Raw genomic sequence first — 14,364 nt, forward strand, 5'->3', positions numbered from 1 at the left:
GTGATGCCGTACAAGACCTTCCGGCTGAATACTGTGGTTTGTCCGCCGTACAACGCCGACTTCGACGGCGACGAGATGAACATGCACGCGCTGCAGTCAGAGGAGGCGCGCGCGGAAGCGCGCGTGCTGATGCGCGTTCAGGAACAGATCCTTTCGCCCCGGTTCGGCGAGAACATCATCGGGGCGATCCAGGACCACATCTCGGGGCTGTATCTGCTGACCCACGACAACCCCCAGTTCAACGAGACCCAGGCGCTCGACCTGCTTCGCGGAACGAGCGTCGACGGGCTGCCCGAACCCGACGGTACGGACGAGGACGGGGAGTTCTGGACCGGGCGGACGATCTTCTCCCAACTGCTTCCCGACGGGCTGGATCTGGAGTTTACCTCCTCGGCGGGCGATACAGTCCTCATCGAGGACGGAACGCTGCTCGAGGGTACCATCGACGAGGACGGGGTCGGTGCCTTCGGCGGCGAGGTCGTCGACCGGCTGGTCAAGGAGTACAGCGGGACGCGCGCACGCGTCTTCGTCAACGAGGTCGCGAGCCTCGCGATGCGTGCAATCATGCACTTTGGCTTCTCGCTGGGGATCGACGACGAGTCGATCCCGGACGCCGCGGGCGAACAGATCGACGAGGCGATCCAGAACGCCTACGACCGGGTACAGGAACTCATCGAGACCTACGAGAACGGCGACCTCGAGAGCCTGCCCGGACGGACGGTCGACGAGACCCTCGAGATGAAGATCATGCAAACCCTCGGAAAGGCCAGAGACAGCGCGGGCGACATCGCGGAGGACCACTTCGCGGACGACAACCCCGCGGTGATCATGGCCGAATCGGGCGCGCGCGGTTCGCTTCTGAACCTCACGCAGATGGCCGGCTGTGTCGGCCAGCAGGCAGTGCGTGGCGAGCGGATCAACCGCGGTTACGAGGGTCGAACGCTGAGCCACTACCAAGCGGGCGACCTCTCGGCGGAGGCCCACGGGTTCGTCGAGAATTCCTATCGGGCGGGGCTCACCCCGCGTGAGTTCTTCTTCCACGCGATGGGCGGACGCGAGGGGTTGGTCGACACCGCGGTTCGGACCTCGAAGTCCGGCTACCTCCAGCGCCGGCTGATCAACGCGCTCTCGGAACTGGAGACACAGTACGACGGCACGGTACGCGATACGAACGACAAGATCGTCCAGTTCGAGTTCGGCGAGGACGGCACCTCGCCGGTGAAGGTGTCCTCCAGCGAGGACGGCGACGTCGACGTCGAAGCGATCGCGGATCGCGTCCTCACTGAGGAGTTCAGCTCCGACGAGGAGAAACAGGAGTTCCTCGGCCGTCGGGAGCCGCCAACGAACCTCTCGGAGTACGCCGACGCGCGTCGCATGGACAGCCCGATGGAGGAGGGGGTGAGCTCGGATGACTAGCTACGACGTCAGCGACGACGTCGAGGCGATCGTCGAGGACACGGACCTGCCCCGGCGGCTCAAGGAGCGGGTCTACGGAACGATCGAGGCCCGCGACGCGAGCATCGAGCAGGCCGACGAGATCGTTCGCGCGGTCGAGAGCCAGTACCTCGACACCCGGGTCGACCCGCTCGACCCCGTCGGGACCGTCTCGGCCCAGTCGATCGGCGAGCCCGGGACGCAGATGACGATGAACACGTTCCACTACGCGGGCGTCGCGGAGATCGACGTCACACAGGGGCTTCCCCGGCTGATCGAGCTGGTCGACGCCCGAAAGACTCCCGATACGCCGATGATGACGGTGTATCTCGATGGCGAGTACGCGACCGACCGCGAGAAGGCCCACGAGGTCGTCTGGAACATCGAGGCGACGCGCATCCTCGCGCTGGGCGACGTCTCGACGAACGTCGCGGACATGAACGTCCAGATCGACCTGAACGCCGACACCCTCGAGGAGCGAATGATCACCCCCGAAGAGGTCGCGGAGATCATCGAGGACTCGCTCGGCGTCTCGACGATCCAGCAGGGCACCGGCATCCAGTTCGGCCCCGAACAGCCGAGCTATCGGGACTTGCTCCAACTGGTCGAGGAACTGCGCGAGATCGTCTTCAAGGGGATCGAGGAGGTCTCCCGGGTCGTCGTCCGAAAGGAGGACACCGACGAAGGCGAGGAGGACGAGTTCGTCCTCTACACCGAGGGCTCGGAGTTCGGCGATGCGCTCTCGATCGAAGGTGTCGACGCCTCGCGGACCACCTGTAACAACATCCACGAGATCTACCGCAGCCTCGGCGTCGAGGCCGCCCGCGAGGTCATCATCAACGAGACGATGGATACCCTACGAGAGCAGGGTCTCGACGACGTAAACATCCGCCACCTGATGCTGGTCGCGGACATCATGACCACCCGAGGAACCATCGAGTCGATCGGTCGCCACGGGATCTCGGGCAACAAGGACAGCGTGCTGGCGCGTGCGGCCTACGAGGTCACCGTCAACCACCTGCTCGACGCGGCGATCCACGGCGAGGTCGACGACCTCAACGGCGTCATCGAGAACGTCATCGTCGGCAAGCCGATCAAGCTCGGGACCGGCGACGTCGACCTACGGATGGGGTCGATCTCTCCGGCAGCCGGCTCGGATTAGATGACCAGGACCCTCTCGGACGATGCGCGACGGCATCTCGCGGCCTTCGAAGACGTCACCGACGCGAACGCGGTCGACTGTGTGATCGGCGAGGACCGGCTGGTGTTCGTCGTCAGCGTCGGAGAGATGGGACAGGCGATCGGACCCGGCGGGAAGACCGTCTCCCGGCTCGAAGACCGGTTCGGTAAGGCGGTCGACCTCGTCGAGGACGCCGACACGCCCGAGGGGTTCGTCGCGAACGCACTGGCCCCCGCGGCAGTGTATCACGTCACGATCAGCGAGAACGAAACCCTGGTCGCGTACGCCGAGGTCGCAGAAGAGGACCGGGGCGTCGCGATCGGGACCGAGGGGAGAAACATCGAAACTGCACGCCTGCTCGCGAACCGCCACTTCGACATCGACGACATTCAGCTGACGTAACCCCGATGCGCGACCGCCCCACCGATCCATTCTGCTATCGACGCGCCCTCAGCGTCCCGCTCGCGGGCTGACGGGCGAAAAGGCGAGCCTTAAGTGGCTTCATCGGATAGAAACCGGTACTATGGGAAACGGCAAGTACGCGGCGCGTAAACTCAAGCGCGACCGCCAGAACCACCGGTGGTCCGACTCGGAGTACGCCCGCCGGGAGCGCGGTCTGAAGAAGAAGTCCGATCCCCTCGAGGGCGCACCCCAGGGTCGAGGCATCGTCCTCGAGAAGGTCGGTATCGAGGCGAAACAGCCCAACTCGGCGATCCGGAAGTGTGTGCGAGTTCAGCTGATCAAGAACGGCAAGCAGGTCACCGCGTTCTGTCCCGGTGACGGCGCGATCAGCTTCATCGACGAGCACGACGAGGTGACCATCGCGGGGATCGGCGGCGCGAAGGGTCGCGCGATGGGAGACCTCTCGGGCGTGAACTACAAGGTCGATAAAGTAAACGGCGTGAGCCTGATCGAACTCGTCCGCGGAAACGCGGAGAAACCGGTGCGATAATGTCCGAAAGCGAAGCCCCCGAGCCGGAGCAACCAGCCGGCGCCGAGGACGTCGACACCGACGCACTGCTGTTCGGTCGCTGGGAGACCACGGAGATCGAGTACGCAGACCCAAGCACCAAGCGCTACATCACGGTCACGCCCATCGCGCACACGATGGGGCGCCATGCCGGAAAACAGTTCCAGAAAAGCGAGATCAGCATCGTCGAGCGGCTGATCAACCGCCTGATGCAGACCGAGGAGAACACCGGCAAGAAACAGCAGGCCCTCGGCATCGTCCGTGACGCCTTCGAGACGGTCCATGAGCGCACCGAGGAGAACCCGGTGCAGGTACTCGTCCACGCCGTCGAGAACGCCGGTCCCCGAGAGGAGACCGTCCGCCTGAAATACGGCGGCATCTCGGTCCCCAAGGCCGTCGACGTCGGCCCCCAACGGCGCGTCGACCAATCGCTGAAGTTCCTCGCCGAGGGCGCGTACAACGCCTCCTTCAAGACTTCGACGGACGCCAGCGAGGCGCTCGCCCAGCAGTTGATCGGTGCGGCGGACTACGACGTCCAGACGTACGCGATCAACCAGAAAGAGGAGAAAGAACGCGTCGCCGCCGCCGCCCGCTAACGCCTCCTTTCGCTTCGCCTCTCGATTTTCTCTTCGGTTTGCCACCGGAGGCTCGTCGCGAGTCAGTCGGCCGCCGGTGTCGCCGTACCCGTCGCGTAGCTGCGGGTGACCGATACGAGCGCCTTGCGGTACTCGCTCTCGCCGGGGTCGCTCGTCAGGTCGCGAAACCGGCGTTTGAACGCCTCGAAGTCGACTCCCGGAGCGTCGCGTGCCGCCGCATAGGCCAAGTCGTAGAGGCGGTGGTCACCGTCGACGAGGTCGTGGCGCTCGACCAGCGCGAGCGCGAACCCGGCGTTGACGGCCGTGATCTCCGGGTCGGCGCTCGGTGAGATCCGCTCGGAACCCGGCCGATCGGGGGCTGGCCGGTCGGCAAGCGCCGTCGCCAGCCCGGATTCGAGAAAGGAGACGAGCTTGTCCGTTGGGCCGAGCGTCAGGGTGATGTCGTCGGCGTAGATGTCCTTCATGTGGTTCGCGATCTGATAGCAATGTACGAGCTTTCGGCGTTCGACCGTTTGCCCCGAGAGGGCGAGAAACAGCGCCTCCTCGGTCGATTGGGTATGGGATGGATGCTCCCCTTCGTTGCGGAGCATGTGGGCGAACTCGTGGAGGGCGAGTTCGCGGGCCATCGCGCTCGTGGCGGCCTGCCGGGAGATGTTGAGCACGTGGTACTCACCGGGATGGGCGGTCCAGGTGCGCTCATCGGGGTCCTCGCGGATCCGAACGCGCACGGGAAGCGAGAGGTCGTACTCGGTCTCGAAGCGGTCGCGGGCACTCAGAAACGGGGAAGGAGGGGCGGAACCTGTCACTCGAAGGTCCATGTGTATTAGACTCATGGGTTCAACGGGCATGACTGTTCCGCCGGCCACCGCGCGGGTGCGGATCGCCCCCGCGCTTTTTGCCGCGGGGCGTCATAGCGATACCCATGGTAGAGAGGATCCTCGTCCCGATCGACGATTCGGACCGTTCGACGGAAGCGCTCGAGTTCGCCGTCGAGCGGAACCCCGAGGCGACGTTCGTCGCACTGCACGTCCACGAACCCGTCTACGGTGAGGGGTTCGCGTGGCGCGAACGCGATGAGAAGGGAGACGACGACGTCGAGCGGCTGTTCGAACGCGTCGAGGGCCTCGCCGAGAAGCACGGCATCGCGCTCGAAACCGTGACCAGTGAGGGAAAGCCCTCCGACGAAATCGTCGAGTACGCCGAGGAGAACCCAGTCGACGCGATCGTCATGGGATCGCACGGCCGAGAGGGAGCTTCGCGCGTGTTGCTGGGCAGCGTCGCCGAAACGGTCACACGGCGCTCGCCCGTCCCGGTGACGGTGGTCCGCTGAGGGGCGAAACAGCCGGAGAGCGCGGGGTTCGTAGGGCAACGACAACGCTTATGCGCGCGCCACGACACCCTTTCGAGAGAGAATGGGAGCGATAGAGGACGTGTACGCGGATCTCGATACCGACGTGGAGTTCGAGGAGTTCGAGGAGGCGGTGGAGGCGAAAGTCGAACAGATGGGCGGCCTGGCCGACGAGGAGACCGCCGCGATGCTGATCGCCCACGAGCTACGCGACGAGGAGGTCACCGGGATCAGTGACATCGAACCGGGAATGGACGAGGTGAAGTTCCTCGCGAAAGTCACCGGCGTCGGCGAACTACGGACCTTCGATCGCGACGAGGAGGACGAAGAGGGCATGGTGATCAACGTCGAGGCCGCCGACGCGACCGGGTCGGCGCGACTCGCCTTCTGGGACGAGCAGGCCAGAGCAATCGAGACCGAGGGCATGGAGCCCGGGTCCGTCCTCCGGGTGAAGGGCCGCCCCAAGGAGGGCTACAACGGCCTCGAGGTCAGCGTCACCCAGGCCGAGGAGGACCCCGACGCCGAGGTCGACGTCCGGATCCAGGACACCTACCGGATCGAAGACCTCTCGATGGGGCTCTCCGACGTCGACGTTCAGGGAAAAGTGCTCGCGACCGACTCCGTTCGAACGTTCGACCGGGACGACGGCTCCGAGGGACGGGTCGCGAACCTGACGCTGGGCGACGAAACGGGGAGAATCAGGATCACCCTCTGGGACGAGCGCACCGGGGCGGTCGAGGAGTTCTCGCCCAACCAGTCCGTCGAGATCACCGACGGCTACGTCCGCGAGCGAAACGGCCAGTTGGAACTCCACGTCGGCAATCGGGGCGCCATCGAGGAAATAGACGAGACGATCGAGTACGTCCCCGAGACGACGCCCATCGACGAGCTGGAGATGGAGGACGTCGCGGACATCGGCGGCGTGGTGCGTTCCGCGGATCCGAAGCGCACCTTCGACCGCGACGACGGCTCCGAGGGACAGGTGCGAAACGTGCGGATCCAGGACGAGACCGGTGACATCCGGGTCGCGATGTGGGGCGAGAAGGCCGACATCGAGTTGGGTCCGGGCGACACCGTCCAGTTCGCCGACGTGGAGATACAGGACGGCTGGCAGGACGACATCGAGGCTTCTGCGGGCTGGCGCTCGACGGTGACGGTCACCGACTCCGGTGCCGGAGCCGGAACCGGCGGATCGACGGGCGGCGACGATTCGGACTCGGCCGACCTCTCCTCGTTCGGGGACGGAGCGCGGTCCGACGACGAGAGCGCAGCGGGATCGACGGAGGCGACGGGGACGAACGAGTCGGACGATGACGGGAGCGCCGAGATCGTCGAGTTCACCGGTACGGTAGTCCAGCCGGGCAACCCGGCGAAGCTCGACAACGGCGAGGAAACAGTTACCGTGCTCACGAGCGAGGAGCTCTCTCTCGGCGAGGAAGTCACGGTTCGGGGGTCGATTCGGGAGGGGCGGATCGACGCCGAGAACGTGGTTTAGAACGATTTTTGGGGACCGGGAACGAGTATCGGGTATGTCACAGCAGCGCACGAGGCCGGCAAGCGCGACGCTCGCACACTGGTCGAGCCCCGACGGCGACCCGCCGACGATCGTCGAGGGCGACGGCTGTTATGTGACCGACAGCGAGGGCACCGAGCACCTCGATTTCATCGCGCAGCTCTACTGTGTGAACGCCGGCCACGGCGAGGAGCGGATCAATGCGGCCATCGAGGAGCAGCTCTCGAAGGTGGCGTACGTCTCCTCGGCGAAGCACAACGACACGCGCGACCGGCTGGCCGACGAGCTCGCCGAGATCGCACCCGGGGACCTCTCGAACACGTTCTTCTCGATCTCGGGCAGCGAGGCCAACGAAGCCGCGGTCCAGATCGCCCGCGAGTACACCGGCGCGCCGAAGGTACTCACCCGGTATCAGTCCTATCACGGCGGGACCTACGGCGCGGGGAGCCTGACGGGCGACCCCTCGACGCGAGCCGCACTCGAACCCTACGGCGGGACGGCAACCGGGAAGTTCCTCCCGCCGCTGCCCGAGGCGTTCGACGTCGACGGCGAGGAACTCGCCGAAAAGGCCGCGAACCACCTGGAGTACGTGATCCGAAACGAGGGCCACGAGACCGTCGGCGCGGTGTTGATGGAGCCGGTCGGAGGCACCAGCGGCGCCTACCCCGCCCCCGAGGGCTATTTCGAGCGGGTACGGGAGATCTGCGACGAGTACGACGTGCTGTTGATCGCCGACGAGGTGATCACCGGCTTCGGGCGCTGTGGCGAGTGGTTCGGGATCGAAACCGAAGGCGTCGAGCCGGACATGCTGACGTTCGCGAAGGGCATCACGAGCGCCTACGCCCCGCTTGCGGGCGTGCTGGTCGGCCCGGAGATCGCCGACAGCGTCCGCGAGGGCGGGTACGACCTGGGCCAGACGTTCGGGGGCCATCCCCTCTCGTGTGCGGCGGGACTGGGCGCACTCGAGGTCTATCGGGACGGCCTCCTCGAGAACGCCCGGAAGAACGCGGCGTACTTCGAGGAGAAGCTCCGGGAGCTGGAGACCCATGACGCCGTCTCGGGCGTACGCGGGCGAGGCTTCCTCTGGGGTGTCACGTTCGGGGATGGCGGCGAGCCGTTCGTCGACCCGTGGGCCGACCCCGAGGCCGAGAATCCCGTCGAGGCGGTCCTCGAGGCGGCCGCCGACAGGAACGTCCTACTGGGCGGGGGGCGCCCGGCGACCCAGGTCATCTGCGCGCCGCCGCTGTGTGCGGGCCGCGAGGAGATCGACGAGGGAGTGGCGGCGCTCGAAGCGGCGATCGAGAGCGTCTTCGGGCGAAACGACGAAAACGCTTAAGCGTCCTTGTGGATGGAATTGTGTATGAGCGTCGAGTTACCGTTCGCGCCGGTGGATTCGATCATTCGGCGCAACGCCGGCGGGTTGCGCGTCAGTGCCGAGGCGGCGGAGGAGCTCGCAGAACGGATCCAGCGCCGCGGGGCCGCCCTCGCCGAGCGGGCGACCGAACGGGCCGACGCCGAGGGGAGAAAGACGTTGATGCCGATGGATTTCGGCGTCGAGGAGGTCGTCGAGCCCGAAACGCTCGAACTACCGATCGCCCCGATCGACCGGATCGCTCGCCTCGATATCAACGACCGGTATCGGGTCTCGATGGATGCGCGCATCGCGCTCGCACAGCTGCTCGAAACCGACGCCGACGAGATCGCGGAGGCCGCGACGACGCTCGCACACCACGCCGGGCGCAGAACCGTAAAGGCCGAGGACATCCGGACGTACCTCCAGTTGGTCGAATGAACAGCGGGGAAGCAGGTCAATGAAATTCGGATACAGCGACACCTGTCTCGAACACGACACCGGAGGACGCCACCCCGAGACGCCCGATCGCCTCCGGGCGATCAAGCGCGGGCTCACCCGAAAACACGGCGTCGAGTACGTCGAGGCGGCGCCGGCCAGCGCCAGCGCCATCGAGGCGGTCCACGACCCCGAGTACGTCGCCGAGGTCGAGGAGTTCTGTGCCTCGGGCGGGGGCAACTGGGACCCCGACACCGTCGCCGTCGAGGAGACGTGGGACGCCGCACTCCAGAGTGCCGGGCTCGCCCAGTGGGCTGCCGAAACCGCCCTCGCGGGCGATCAGGAGCGAGACACGCCGTTCTCGATCGGCCGACCGCCGGGCCACCACGCGCTGTCGGACGACGCCATGGGCTTTTGTTTCTTCAACAACGCCGCCGTCGCCGCCCAGGCCGCCCGAGAGGAGGTCGACCGGGTCGCGATCGTCGACTGGGACGTCCACCACGGCAATGGCACCCAGGAGATCTTCGAGGAGCGCTCGGACGTCCTGTACGCCTCGCTTCACGAGGACGGCCTCTATCCGGGCACGGGTGATGCCGACGAGATCGGCACCGGCGAGGGCGAGGGAGCGACCTGCAACGTCCCGCTCCCGGCGGGAACCGACGACGGGGGGTATCTGTACGCCGTCGAGGAGGTGCTGGCTCCGACCATCGAGCGGTTCGATCCCGGACTACTCATCGTGAGCGCCGGTTTCGACGCCCACCGCCACGATCCCATCTCGCGGATGCGTGTCTCGACGGACGGCTACGGGCACCTAACGATCGCGCTCCGGGAGATCGCTGACGCCGTCGACGCCCCGATCGCGTTCGTTCTCGAAGGGGGATACGGGCTCGATACCCTCTCTGAGGGGGTGGCTATGGTCCACGAGGTCTTCGACGGACACACTCCCGTCGAGAACGACTCGGCGCCCGACGAGGACGTCGAGGAGCTCGTCGCCGAACTCCGGGAGCGTCACGGGCTGGGATCGTAGTAGCGCGCGAGTTCGGCCCCGAATTCCGGGAGGAGATCGGAGAAATCGTCGCCGGCGAGCAGGTCGTACTCCGATTCGAGCGCGCGCTCGACGGCCGGACCAAGCGAGACCGAGAACAGCTCGTTTTCCAAACACTCGATTGCAGCGGTGTATTCGCGCTCGCGCTCGACGACGTAGCGTCCCCCGTCGACGAAGGGGCCGTAGGCGTCGCTTTCGTCGTACTTCTCGTAGAATGCGGCGGCGTGATCGCGGACGTGGACTGGCGGGCCGGCGTGGCGCTCGACGGCCGGGAGCGAACCGACCGCCGGTTCGATCAGCACGAGCGCCCGGTCGTCGGCGAACGCCGCGGAGCGAAGAACCGAGAACTCGTGGCGTTCGAGCGCGTCGACGAGGTTCGAGCGGCTCTTCTCGAGTTGGGGGTAGAGCTGGTCGTCGACGATATCGGGAGCCGCGAATCGGAGCGCTATCGGTGTCGTCCCGCGGCGGGCGAGATGGGGTTCCAGATCCGTCCGAGAAAGCGGGTCGGGCTCGCTCGGCTCGAAGCGCTCGGCGTCGGGGTCCGCAAGCAGCGTGCGGGCGTGGTGCTGGAACCGTGCGAGGTTGGTACTGGAAAGGACCGCCGCGACGTTTCGCTCGGGGTCGGTGGGGTCGATGACGACCAGCGGGTCGTCGAAGCTTCGGGTACCGTGATCCACCGGGTCGAGTTCGACCGTAGGATGCCAGTCGACGACCGCCTCGATCAGGGGGCGAACCCCGCCGAACTCGATGACGAGAAGCTCACAGAGGTATCCCGAAAACCCCTCCGTACGGAGGTCGCTGCCGTAGATCCCGCGGGCGGACAGAAACGACTTGAGGACGCGCACGTCCGCGGCGAGATCGGGCGTGATCTCGCGTTCGACGTACTCGGTGTGAAAGGGCGTGCGGTCGACCGCCGAGCGAGCCTCCGCGGCTGATTCGACCCGGAAACAAGGGACCAGATCCACATCGTATCCCTCGAATGTGCCTGTCGTGTAGGGATGTTCGGCGTATTCGGCCCGGCCCTCCGGGAGGACCGCATGGCCCACATCCAACCCGAGCGATTCGAGTTCCTCGCGGGGGAGGTCGGGCGGAAAGCGCACGAACAGGTCGATGTCCTGATCGCCAGGGAGCCACGTCCCTCTGGCAGTAGATCCGACCCGGACGAGATCCGTCTCGACGGGGCAGTCGGCGGTCGCGGCCTCGGTGCGCGCGACGAGGCGGTCGGCCGCCCGCGAGAGGCGTTCGCGTTCCTCGCGTGAAGGAGTCGTCCGCTCGCGAACCGCAGCGAGGACGGAAGCGAGAATGTCGGTCATTGCCGCCGGTTCCGCCGGAACGGGTGAAAGGGTGTCGATGGGACGGTGGCAAAGCGAAAGCCCTATTTGACGAGTGCGGTTAGGTGGGAGTGAAGCCGCCGTAGCTCAGTTGGTAGAGCACCTGGTTGTTACCCAGGTTGTCCCAGGTTCGAGTCCTGGCGGCGGCGTCAAAACGAAGTTTTAACGAGCACACGAGAACCGCTTCGCGGTTCCCGCAATGGCGTGAATTTCCACAGGAAATGCCTCCAAGGTAGAGCCGTCGTTTTCGCCAATGGCGTACCTCCGTCGTGGCCGGAACTATCCGGCAGAATTTTGGTCGGCGCTTCAGTACCCCGAGACGAGGGCCCGTATCTCAGTCAGGTTAGAGAGGTCGGCTCATAACCGACTCGTCCTTGGTTCAAATCCGAGCGGGCCCATGAGCGCCGACGAGCGGACGCGAGGAGAAGCGAATGAATCGCGATCGGAGTTGAATGACGGAACGAACGAGCGTGGCGAGCGACGTTCAGGTGGTTCACATCCGAGCGAGCCCATCTTTTCGCTGCGAGCAATCACACGAGCAGCGAGAACTGAATGAGCGAGGGTTTGAAACGGAGAGTGGAGCGACCAAACGGGAGCGAAACGACCGAGGTTCAAAACCGTCCGGGCCGACTCCGACGACTCACGGAGGGACTGCCATCACCTCGAAAACATTATATAACTTAACGGATGCATTAGGAGACAAGCACGAAAGCACTGCGAAGGAGACGGCCGTAGGTGGCCAACCCCACCTGTGGAGGAGTATCACGCCGATACTGCTCGTCGCCACACCACCTTTCGCGTAAAAACATGAGATTGAAAACACTTACACACGAGATGCACAGTCTCCGCGGTGACGACGACCGCGGCGTATCGCCCGTTATCGGTGTTGTCCTAATGGTCGCCATCACCGTGATCCTCGCGGCCGTAATCGGGGCGTTCGTCCTCGGACTGGGAGATGGACTCGGAACGAATCCCCAAGCTGGCGTAACTGTCGAGGGTGATGGGAGCGAGTCCGCCACGGTAACCCTCACGAGTCTGGATAACGCTGATGGAATCGTAATTCGAGATAGTGATGGCGGCGAGGCGGAGGACGGTGCGCTTTCGACTATTGGTGAAAGTACGACTATCACTGGTCAAAACGAATACTCAGTCGTTGCCACGGATGGGGATGGCAATGAAGCGACTGTTCGTACTTTCGAACTGACTGATGGAGCATGAACAGTAGAAGCGCGGAAGTAAGCCCTTTATAGTCCATTCTACGTACCGATTGGACCCGTTTCGTTCACGTACATCCCTGTTTTCGAGCCCCTCACTGACTGTTTGGAGGAGTTCACTCGTGGGTGAACAGGAAGAGCCGCCCGTCCTCGCCGGTGACCGTACAGAGGTTCATCACCTTCCCGAGCGAGAGGCTGGTTTCCGACTGTTTGCAGACCACGAGATAGTCGAAGGACTCCTCGCAGACCGGACACGAGATCGAGGTCGTGTTCTGGTAGCTGGCTGTCATCTCGTTTTCCTCGCGCGGCGTGAGGTAGCTTTTCATCTCGTCGATGTTCTCGATGTTGGCCATGCGGGGAGAGGTGGGCGCGAGGAAATAAAACTAGCTCCGAATCGAACGCAAAGCGGACGGCCTCTCGTCGACTCGAACCGGTTCGAGTACTCGCCGAAGTGCGAGTAGTAGGGATCTAACCGACACCGGTCGCCTATATATATCTCCTAGAAAATACTTTGCCCGTCTCGGACGAACGACCAGTACGGGCAAACGACCATGAAAGGACCAAATTCAGGCGTCCAACGGTGTCGGTTCGATATAGTCCCGTCGCGGTACGGAAGAACGAGGGCGACGAGATGACCGAAATCGAAGGAGAGACCGAGCCGGCTACATATCTCGAACGGGATCGGGCACCGTGCAAACGGTGCGGGACCGAGATCGACGCCGACGTGGCGGCCTGCCCGCACTGTGGGAACCAGCCCGCAGCCGCGATCAAGCTCGCGAGCGTCGGTGCGATGCTCGTCGGAGCGATCCTCGCCGTCACGACGAGCAACGTCCCGCTGGCGTTCTGGTTGGCCCCACTCATTGGGGTCGGTTCGTTCGTCGGTGGAGCCGGCGTCTACTGGATCGTCACGGATCGGTACAGCCCGACGAAGTACGACTCGGGGGCGCGGATCGGACACCGCGACTCGGAATCGGCGGGCCACTGATCGCGAGAATGGATTCGACGAGCGCGAGGAGGGGGTTGGTTCAGGGGGTACCGACGTGCTGGCGCCGTCGGTACAGGTAGTACGCCGCGATGGCGACGCCGACGAACGGGGCTGCGAGGAAGTTGAGGACACCGACCAGCCCGTAGAGAACCGGATCGGGGTCCCATGCCAGCGTCGAGTCGGCGATCGACTTCGCGTCGAGATACAGCGCGACCGGGAGCCCAATGGTGAGGACGAGCCCTGCCAGTGCGTAGACCGCTGCGCCGCCGACGAGGAGGACCAGGGCGATTCCGACCAGCGGGGTGAACGTACCGGGTTCGGCGGTTGCAGTGTCCTCGACGGCGATCACGGGGACGAACACGGTGGTAGCGAGGGCGGCCGCCGCGATCAGGAGCGGGATCGAAAGCAGCGTGTAGATCGGGTAGGCCGCGATCCAGTACCACCATCGCGATTCCTCGGGCACGCCCATGGAAGTCTCGTGTCCCCGTAGCTCGTTCGTCGAGTCGTTCACGTCACTATATAGTCGTCTGAAAGCATAAAACAACCGAGTAGCAGCCTGAATCCACCATCGTCAGGATGGCGCGACGGATGTGAACAACGACGGCGAATGAAGCGAGCCGTCGTCTGCTTCAAATACGGTGGTGTCGTTGCTGGCGCTCGCGACGTCGCTTGCAGCAGAGACGAACGCGACGGGACTGCCGCGGGCCATGTAGGACCGAAGTCTGCGGGGATCTCCGATTTCCGCGAGCCCGAAAACGCGAAGCGTTTTCGAGAAGTCCCACTGGAAACCGGCGGCTTCGCCGCTGGTGCCGAAGCGAGTGCCAGTCAGAAGCGCACGAGAGTGAAACGAGCGGGCGCGACGGGATTTGAACCCGCGGCATCTTGGTCCGGAACCAAGGACTCTGTCCACTGAGCTACGCGCCCCCGGAATCCCACTACCGGAGGTGCGAATTTAACGG

The 14,364-nt window shown here is 64.8% G+C and carries 16 protein-coding genes, 3 tRNA genes and 1 pseudogene; 14 read left to right on the forward strand and 6 right to left on the reverse strand.

The features are described from left to right. From EAO80_RS02225 to EAO80_RS02245, 5 genes and pseudogenes are all read left to right on the forward strand, one after another. Positions 1-1,416 (forward strand): annotated as a pseudogene (locus tag EAO80_RS02225) (DNA-directed RNA polymerase subunit A'); the annotation flags it as partial. After that, the gene (rpoA2, locus tag EAO80_RS02230) at positions 1,409-2,596 is read left to right on the forward strand and encodes a DNA-directed RNA polymerase subunit A'' (RefSeq protein WP_122088315.1); all 1,188 of its coding nucleotides are present in this window, start codon (positions 1,409-1,411) and stop codon (positions 2,594-2,596) included. The pseudogene EAO80_RS02225 and the gene rpoA2, both read left to right, overlap by 8 nt. Beyond that, positions 2,597-3,016 carry a NusA-like transcription termination signal-binding factor gene (locus tag EAO80_RS02235; protein ID WP_122088316.1) on the forward strand — a complete coding sequence of 140 codons (420 nt, stop codon included), beginning with the start codon at positions 2,597-2,599 and terminating at the stop codon, positions 3,014-3,016. It abuts the gene before it with no gap. 121 nt (positions 3,017-3,137) lie between these two features. Further along, positions 3,138-3,566: a 30S ribosomal protein S12 gene (locus EAO80_RS02240; RefSeq protein WP_008416337.1), complete on the forward strand. Its 429-nt coding sequence runs from the start codon at positions 3,138-3,140 to the stop codon at positions 3,564-3,566. Further along, a complete protein-coding gene (locus EAO80_RS02245) occupies positions 3,566-4,180 on the forward strand; it encodes a 30S ribosomal protein S7 (protein ID WP_122088317.1) in 615 nt (204 codons plus the stop codon). Before EAO80_RS02240 ends, EAO80_RS02245 begins: the two co-directional genes overlap by 1 nt. A 62-nt stretch (positions 4,181-4,242) precedes the next feature. On the opposite strand, the gene EAO80_RS02250 is transcribed toward EAO80_RS02245, so the two are convergent. After that, the gene (locus tag EAO80_RS02250; protein ID WP_122088318.1) at positions 4,243-4,998 is read right to left on the reverse strand and encodes a DUF5781 family protein; all 756 of its coding nucleotides are present in this window, start codon (positions 4,996-4,998) and stop codon (positions 4,243-4,245) included. Between the two features lie 104 nt (positions 4,999-5,102). Between EAO80_RS02250 and EAO80_RS02255 the strand changes: the two genes are divergently transcribed. The 5 genes from EAO80_RS02255 to EAO80_RS02275 all read left to right on the forward strand — a co-directional run bounded on the left by EAO80_RS02255 (position 5,103) and on the right by EAO80_RS02275 (position 9,857). Continuing rightward, complete coding sequence (locus EAO80_RS02255) at positions 5,103-5,510, forward strand: universal stress protein (protein ID WP_122088319.1); 408 nt, start codon at positions 5,103-5,105, stop codon at positions 5,508-5,510. An 82-nt stretch (positions 5,511-5,592) separates the two neighbouring features. After that, a complete protein-coding gene (locus EAO80_RS02260) occupies positions 5,593-7,023 on the forward strand; it encodes a single-stranded DNA binding protein (RefSeq protein ID WP_122088320.1) in 1,431 nt (476 codons plus the stop codon). Between the two features lie 34 nt (positions 7,024-7,057). Further along, on the forward strand, positions 7,058-8,377 hold the full coding sequence (locus EAO80_RS02265; protein ID WP_122088321.1) for an aminotransferase family protein: 1,320 nt from the start codon (positions 7,058-7,060) through the stop codon (positions 8,375-8,377). Positions 8,378-8,401: 24 nt separating this feature from the next. Next, positions 8,402-8,833 (forward strand): histone family protein, encoded by a 432-nt coding sequence (locus EAO80_RS20560; RefSeq protein ID WP_122088322.1) that lies wholly within the window; start codon positions 8,402-8,404, stop codon positions 8,831-8,833. Between the two features lie 19 nt (positions 8,834-8,852). Then, complete coding sequence (locus tag EAO80_RS02275; protein ID WP_122088323.1) at positions 8,853-9,857, forward strand: histone deacetylase family protein; 1,005 nt, start codon at positions 8,853-8,855, stop codon at positions 9,855-9,857. Here EAO80_RS02275 and cca read toward each other — a convergent pair. Further along, positions 9,839-11,188, reverse strand: a complete 1,350-nt coding sequence (cca, locus tag EAO80_RS02280) for a CCA tRNA nucleotidyltransferase (RefSeq protein WP_122088324.1) — start codon at positions 11,186-11,188, stop codon at positions 9,839-9,841. The genes EAO80_RS02275 and cca overlap by 19 nt on opposite strands. A gap of 94 nt (positions 11,189-11,282) precedes the next feature. Between cca and EAO80_RS02285 the strand changes: the two genes are divergently transcribed. The 3 genes from EAO80_RS02285 to EAO80_RS02295 all read left to right on the forward strand — a co-directional run bounded on the left by EAO80_RS02285 (position 11,283) and on the right by EAO80_RS02295 (position 12,424). Further along, a tRNA-Asn gene (locus EAO80_RS02285) sits at positions 11,283-11,355 on the forward strand. Positions 11,356-11,529: 174 nt separating this feature from the next. After that, a tRNA-Ile gene (locus tag EAO80_RS02290) sits at positions 11,530-11,604 on the forward strand. 409 nt (positions 11,605-12,013) lie between these two features. Then, a complete protein-coding gene (locus tag EAO80_RS02295; protein WP_122088325.1) occupies positions 12,014-12,424 on the forward strand; it encodes a type IV pilin in 411 nt (136 codons plus the stop codon). A 112-nt stretch (positions 12,425-12,536) separates the two neighbouring features. Here EAO80_RS02295 and EAO80_RS02300 read toward each other — a convergent pair whose 3' ends face one another. Next, the gene (locus EAO80_RS02300) at positions 12,537-12,773 is read right to left on the reverse strand and encodes a DUF7385 family protein (RefSeq protein WP_122088326.1); all 237 of its coding nucleotides are present in this window, start codon (positions 12,771-12,773) and stop codon (positions 12,537-12,539) included. 278 nt (positions 12,774-13,051) lie between these two features. On the opposite strand from EAO80_RS02300, the gene EAO80_RS02305 reads away from it, so the two are divergent. Beyond that, positions 13,052-13,405: a zinc ribbon domain-containing protein gene (locus EAO80_RS02305; RefSeq protein WP_162993837.1), complete on the forward strand. Its 354-nt coding sequence runs from the start codon at positions 13,052-13,054 to the stop codon at positions 13,403-13,405. Between the two features lie 40 nt (positions 13,406-13,445). Here the strand turns inward: EAO80_RS02305 and EAO80_RS02310 are convergent, their stop codons facing one another. The 3 genes from EAO80_RS02310 to EAO80_RS02315 form a co-directional block, all read right to left on the reverse strand. Next, on the reverse strand, positions 13,446-13,916 hold the full coding sequence (locus tag EAO80_RS02310) for a hypothetical protein (protein WP_162993838.1): 471 nt from the start codon (positions 13,914-13,916) through the stop codon (positions 13,446-13,448). A gap of 60 nt (positions 13,917-13,976) precedes the next feature. Further along, a complete protein-coding gene (locus EAO80_RS19365; protein WP_162993839.1) occupies positions 13,977-14,114 on the reverse strand; it encodes a hypothetical protein in 138 nt (45 codons plus the stop codon). Positions 14,115-14,256: 142 nt separating this feature from the next. Continuing rightward, a tRNA-Arg gene (locus tag EAO80_RS02315) sits at positions 14,257-14,329 on the reverse strand. Between the last annotated feature and the right edge of the window lie 35 nt (positions 14,330-14,364).

The sequence above is a fragment of the Halalkalicoccus subterraneus genome (genome assembly GCF_003697815.1).
Lineage (GTDB): Archaea > Halobacteriota > Halobacteria > Halobacteriales > Halalkalicoccaceae > Halalkalicoccus > Halalkalicoccus subterraneus.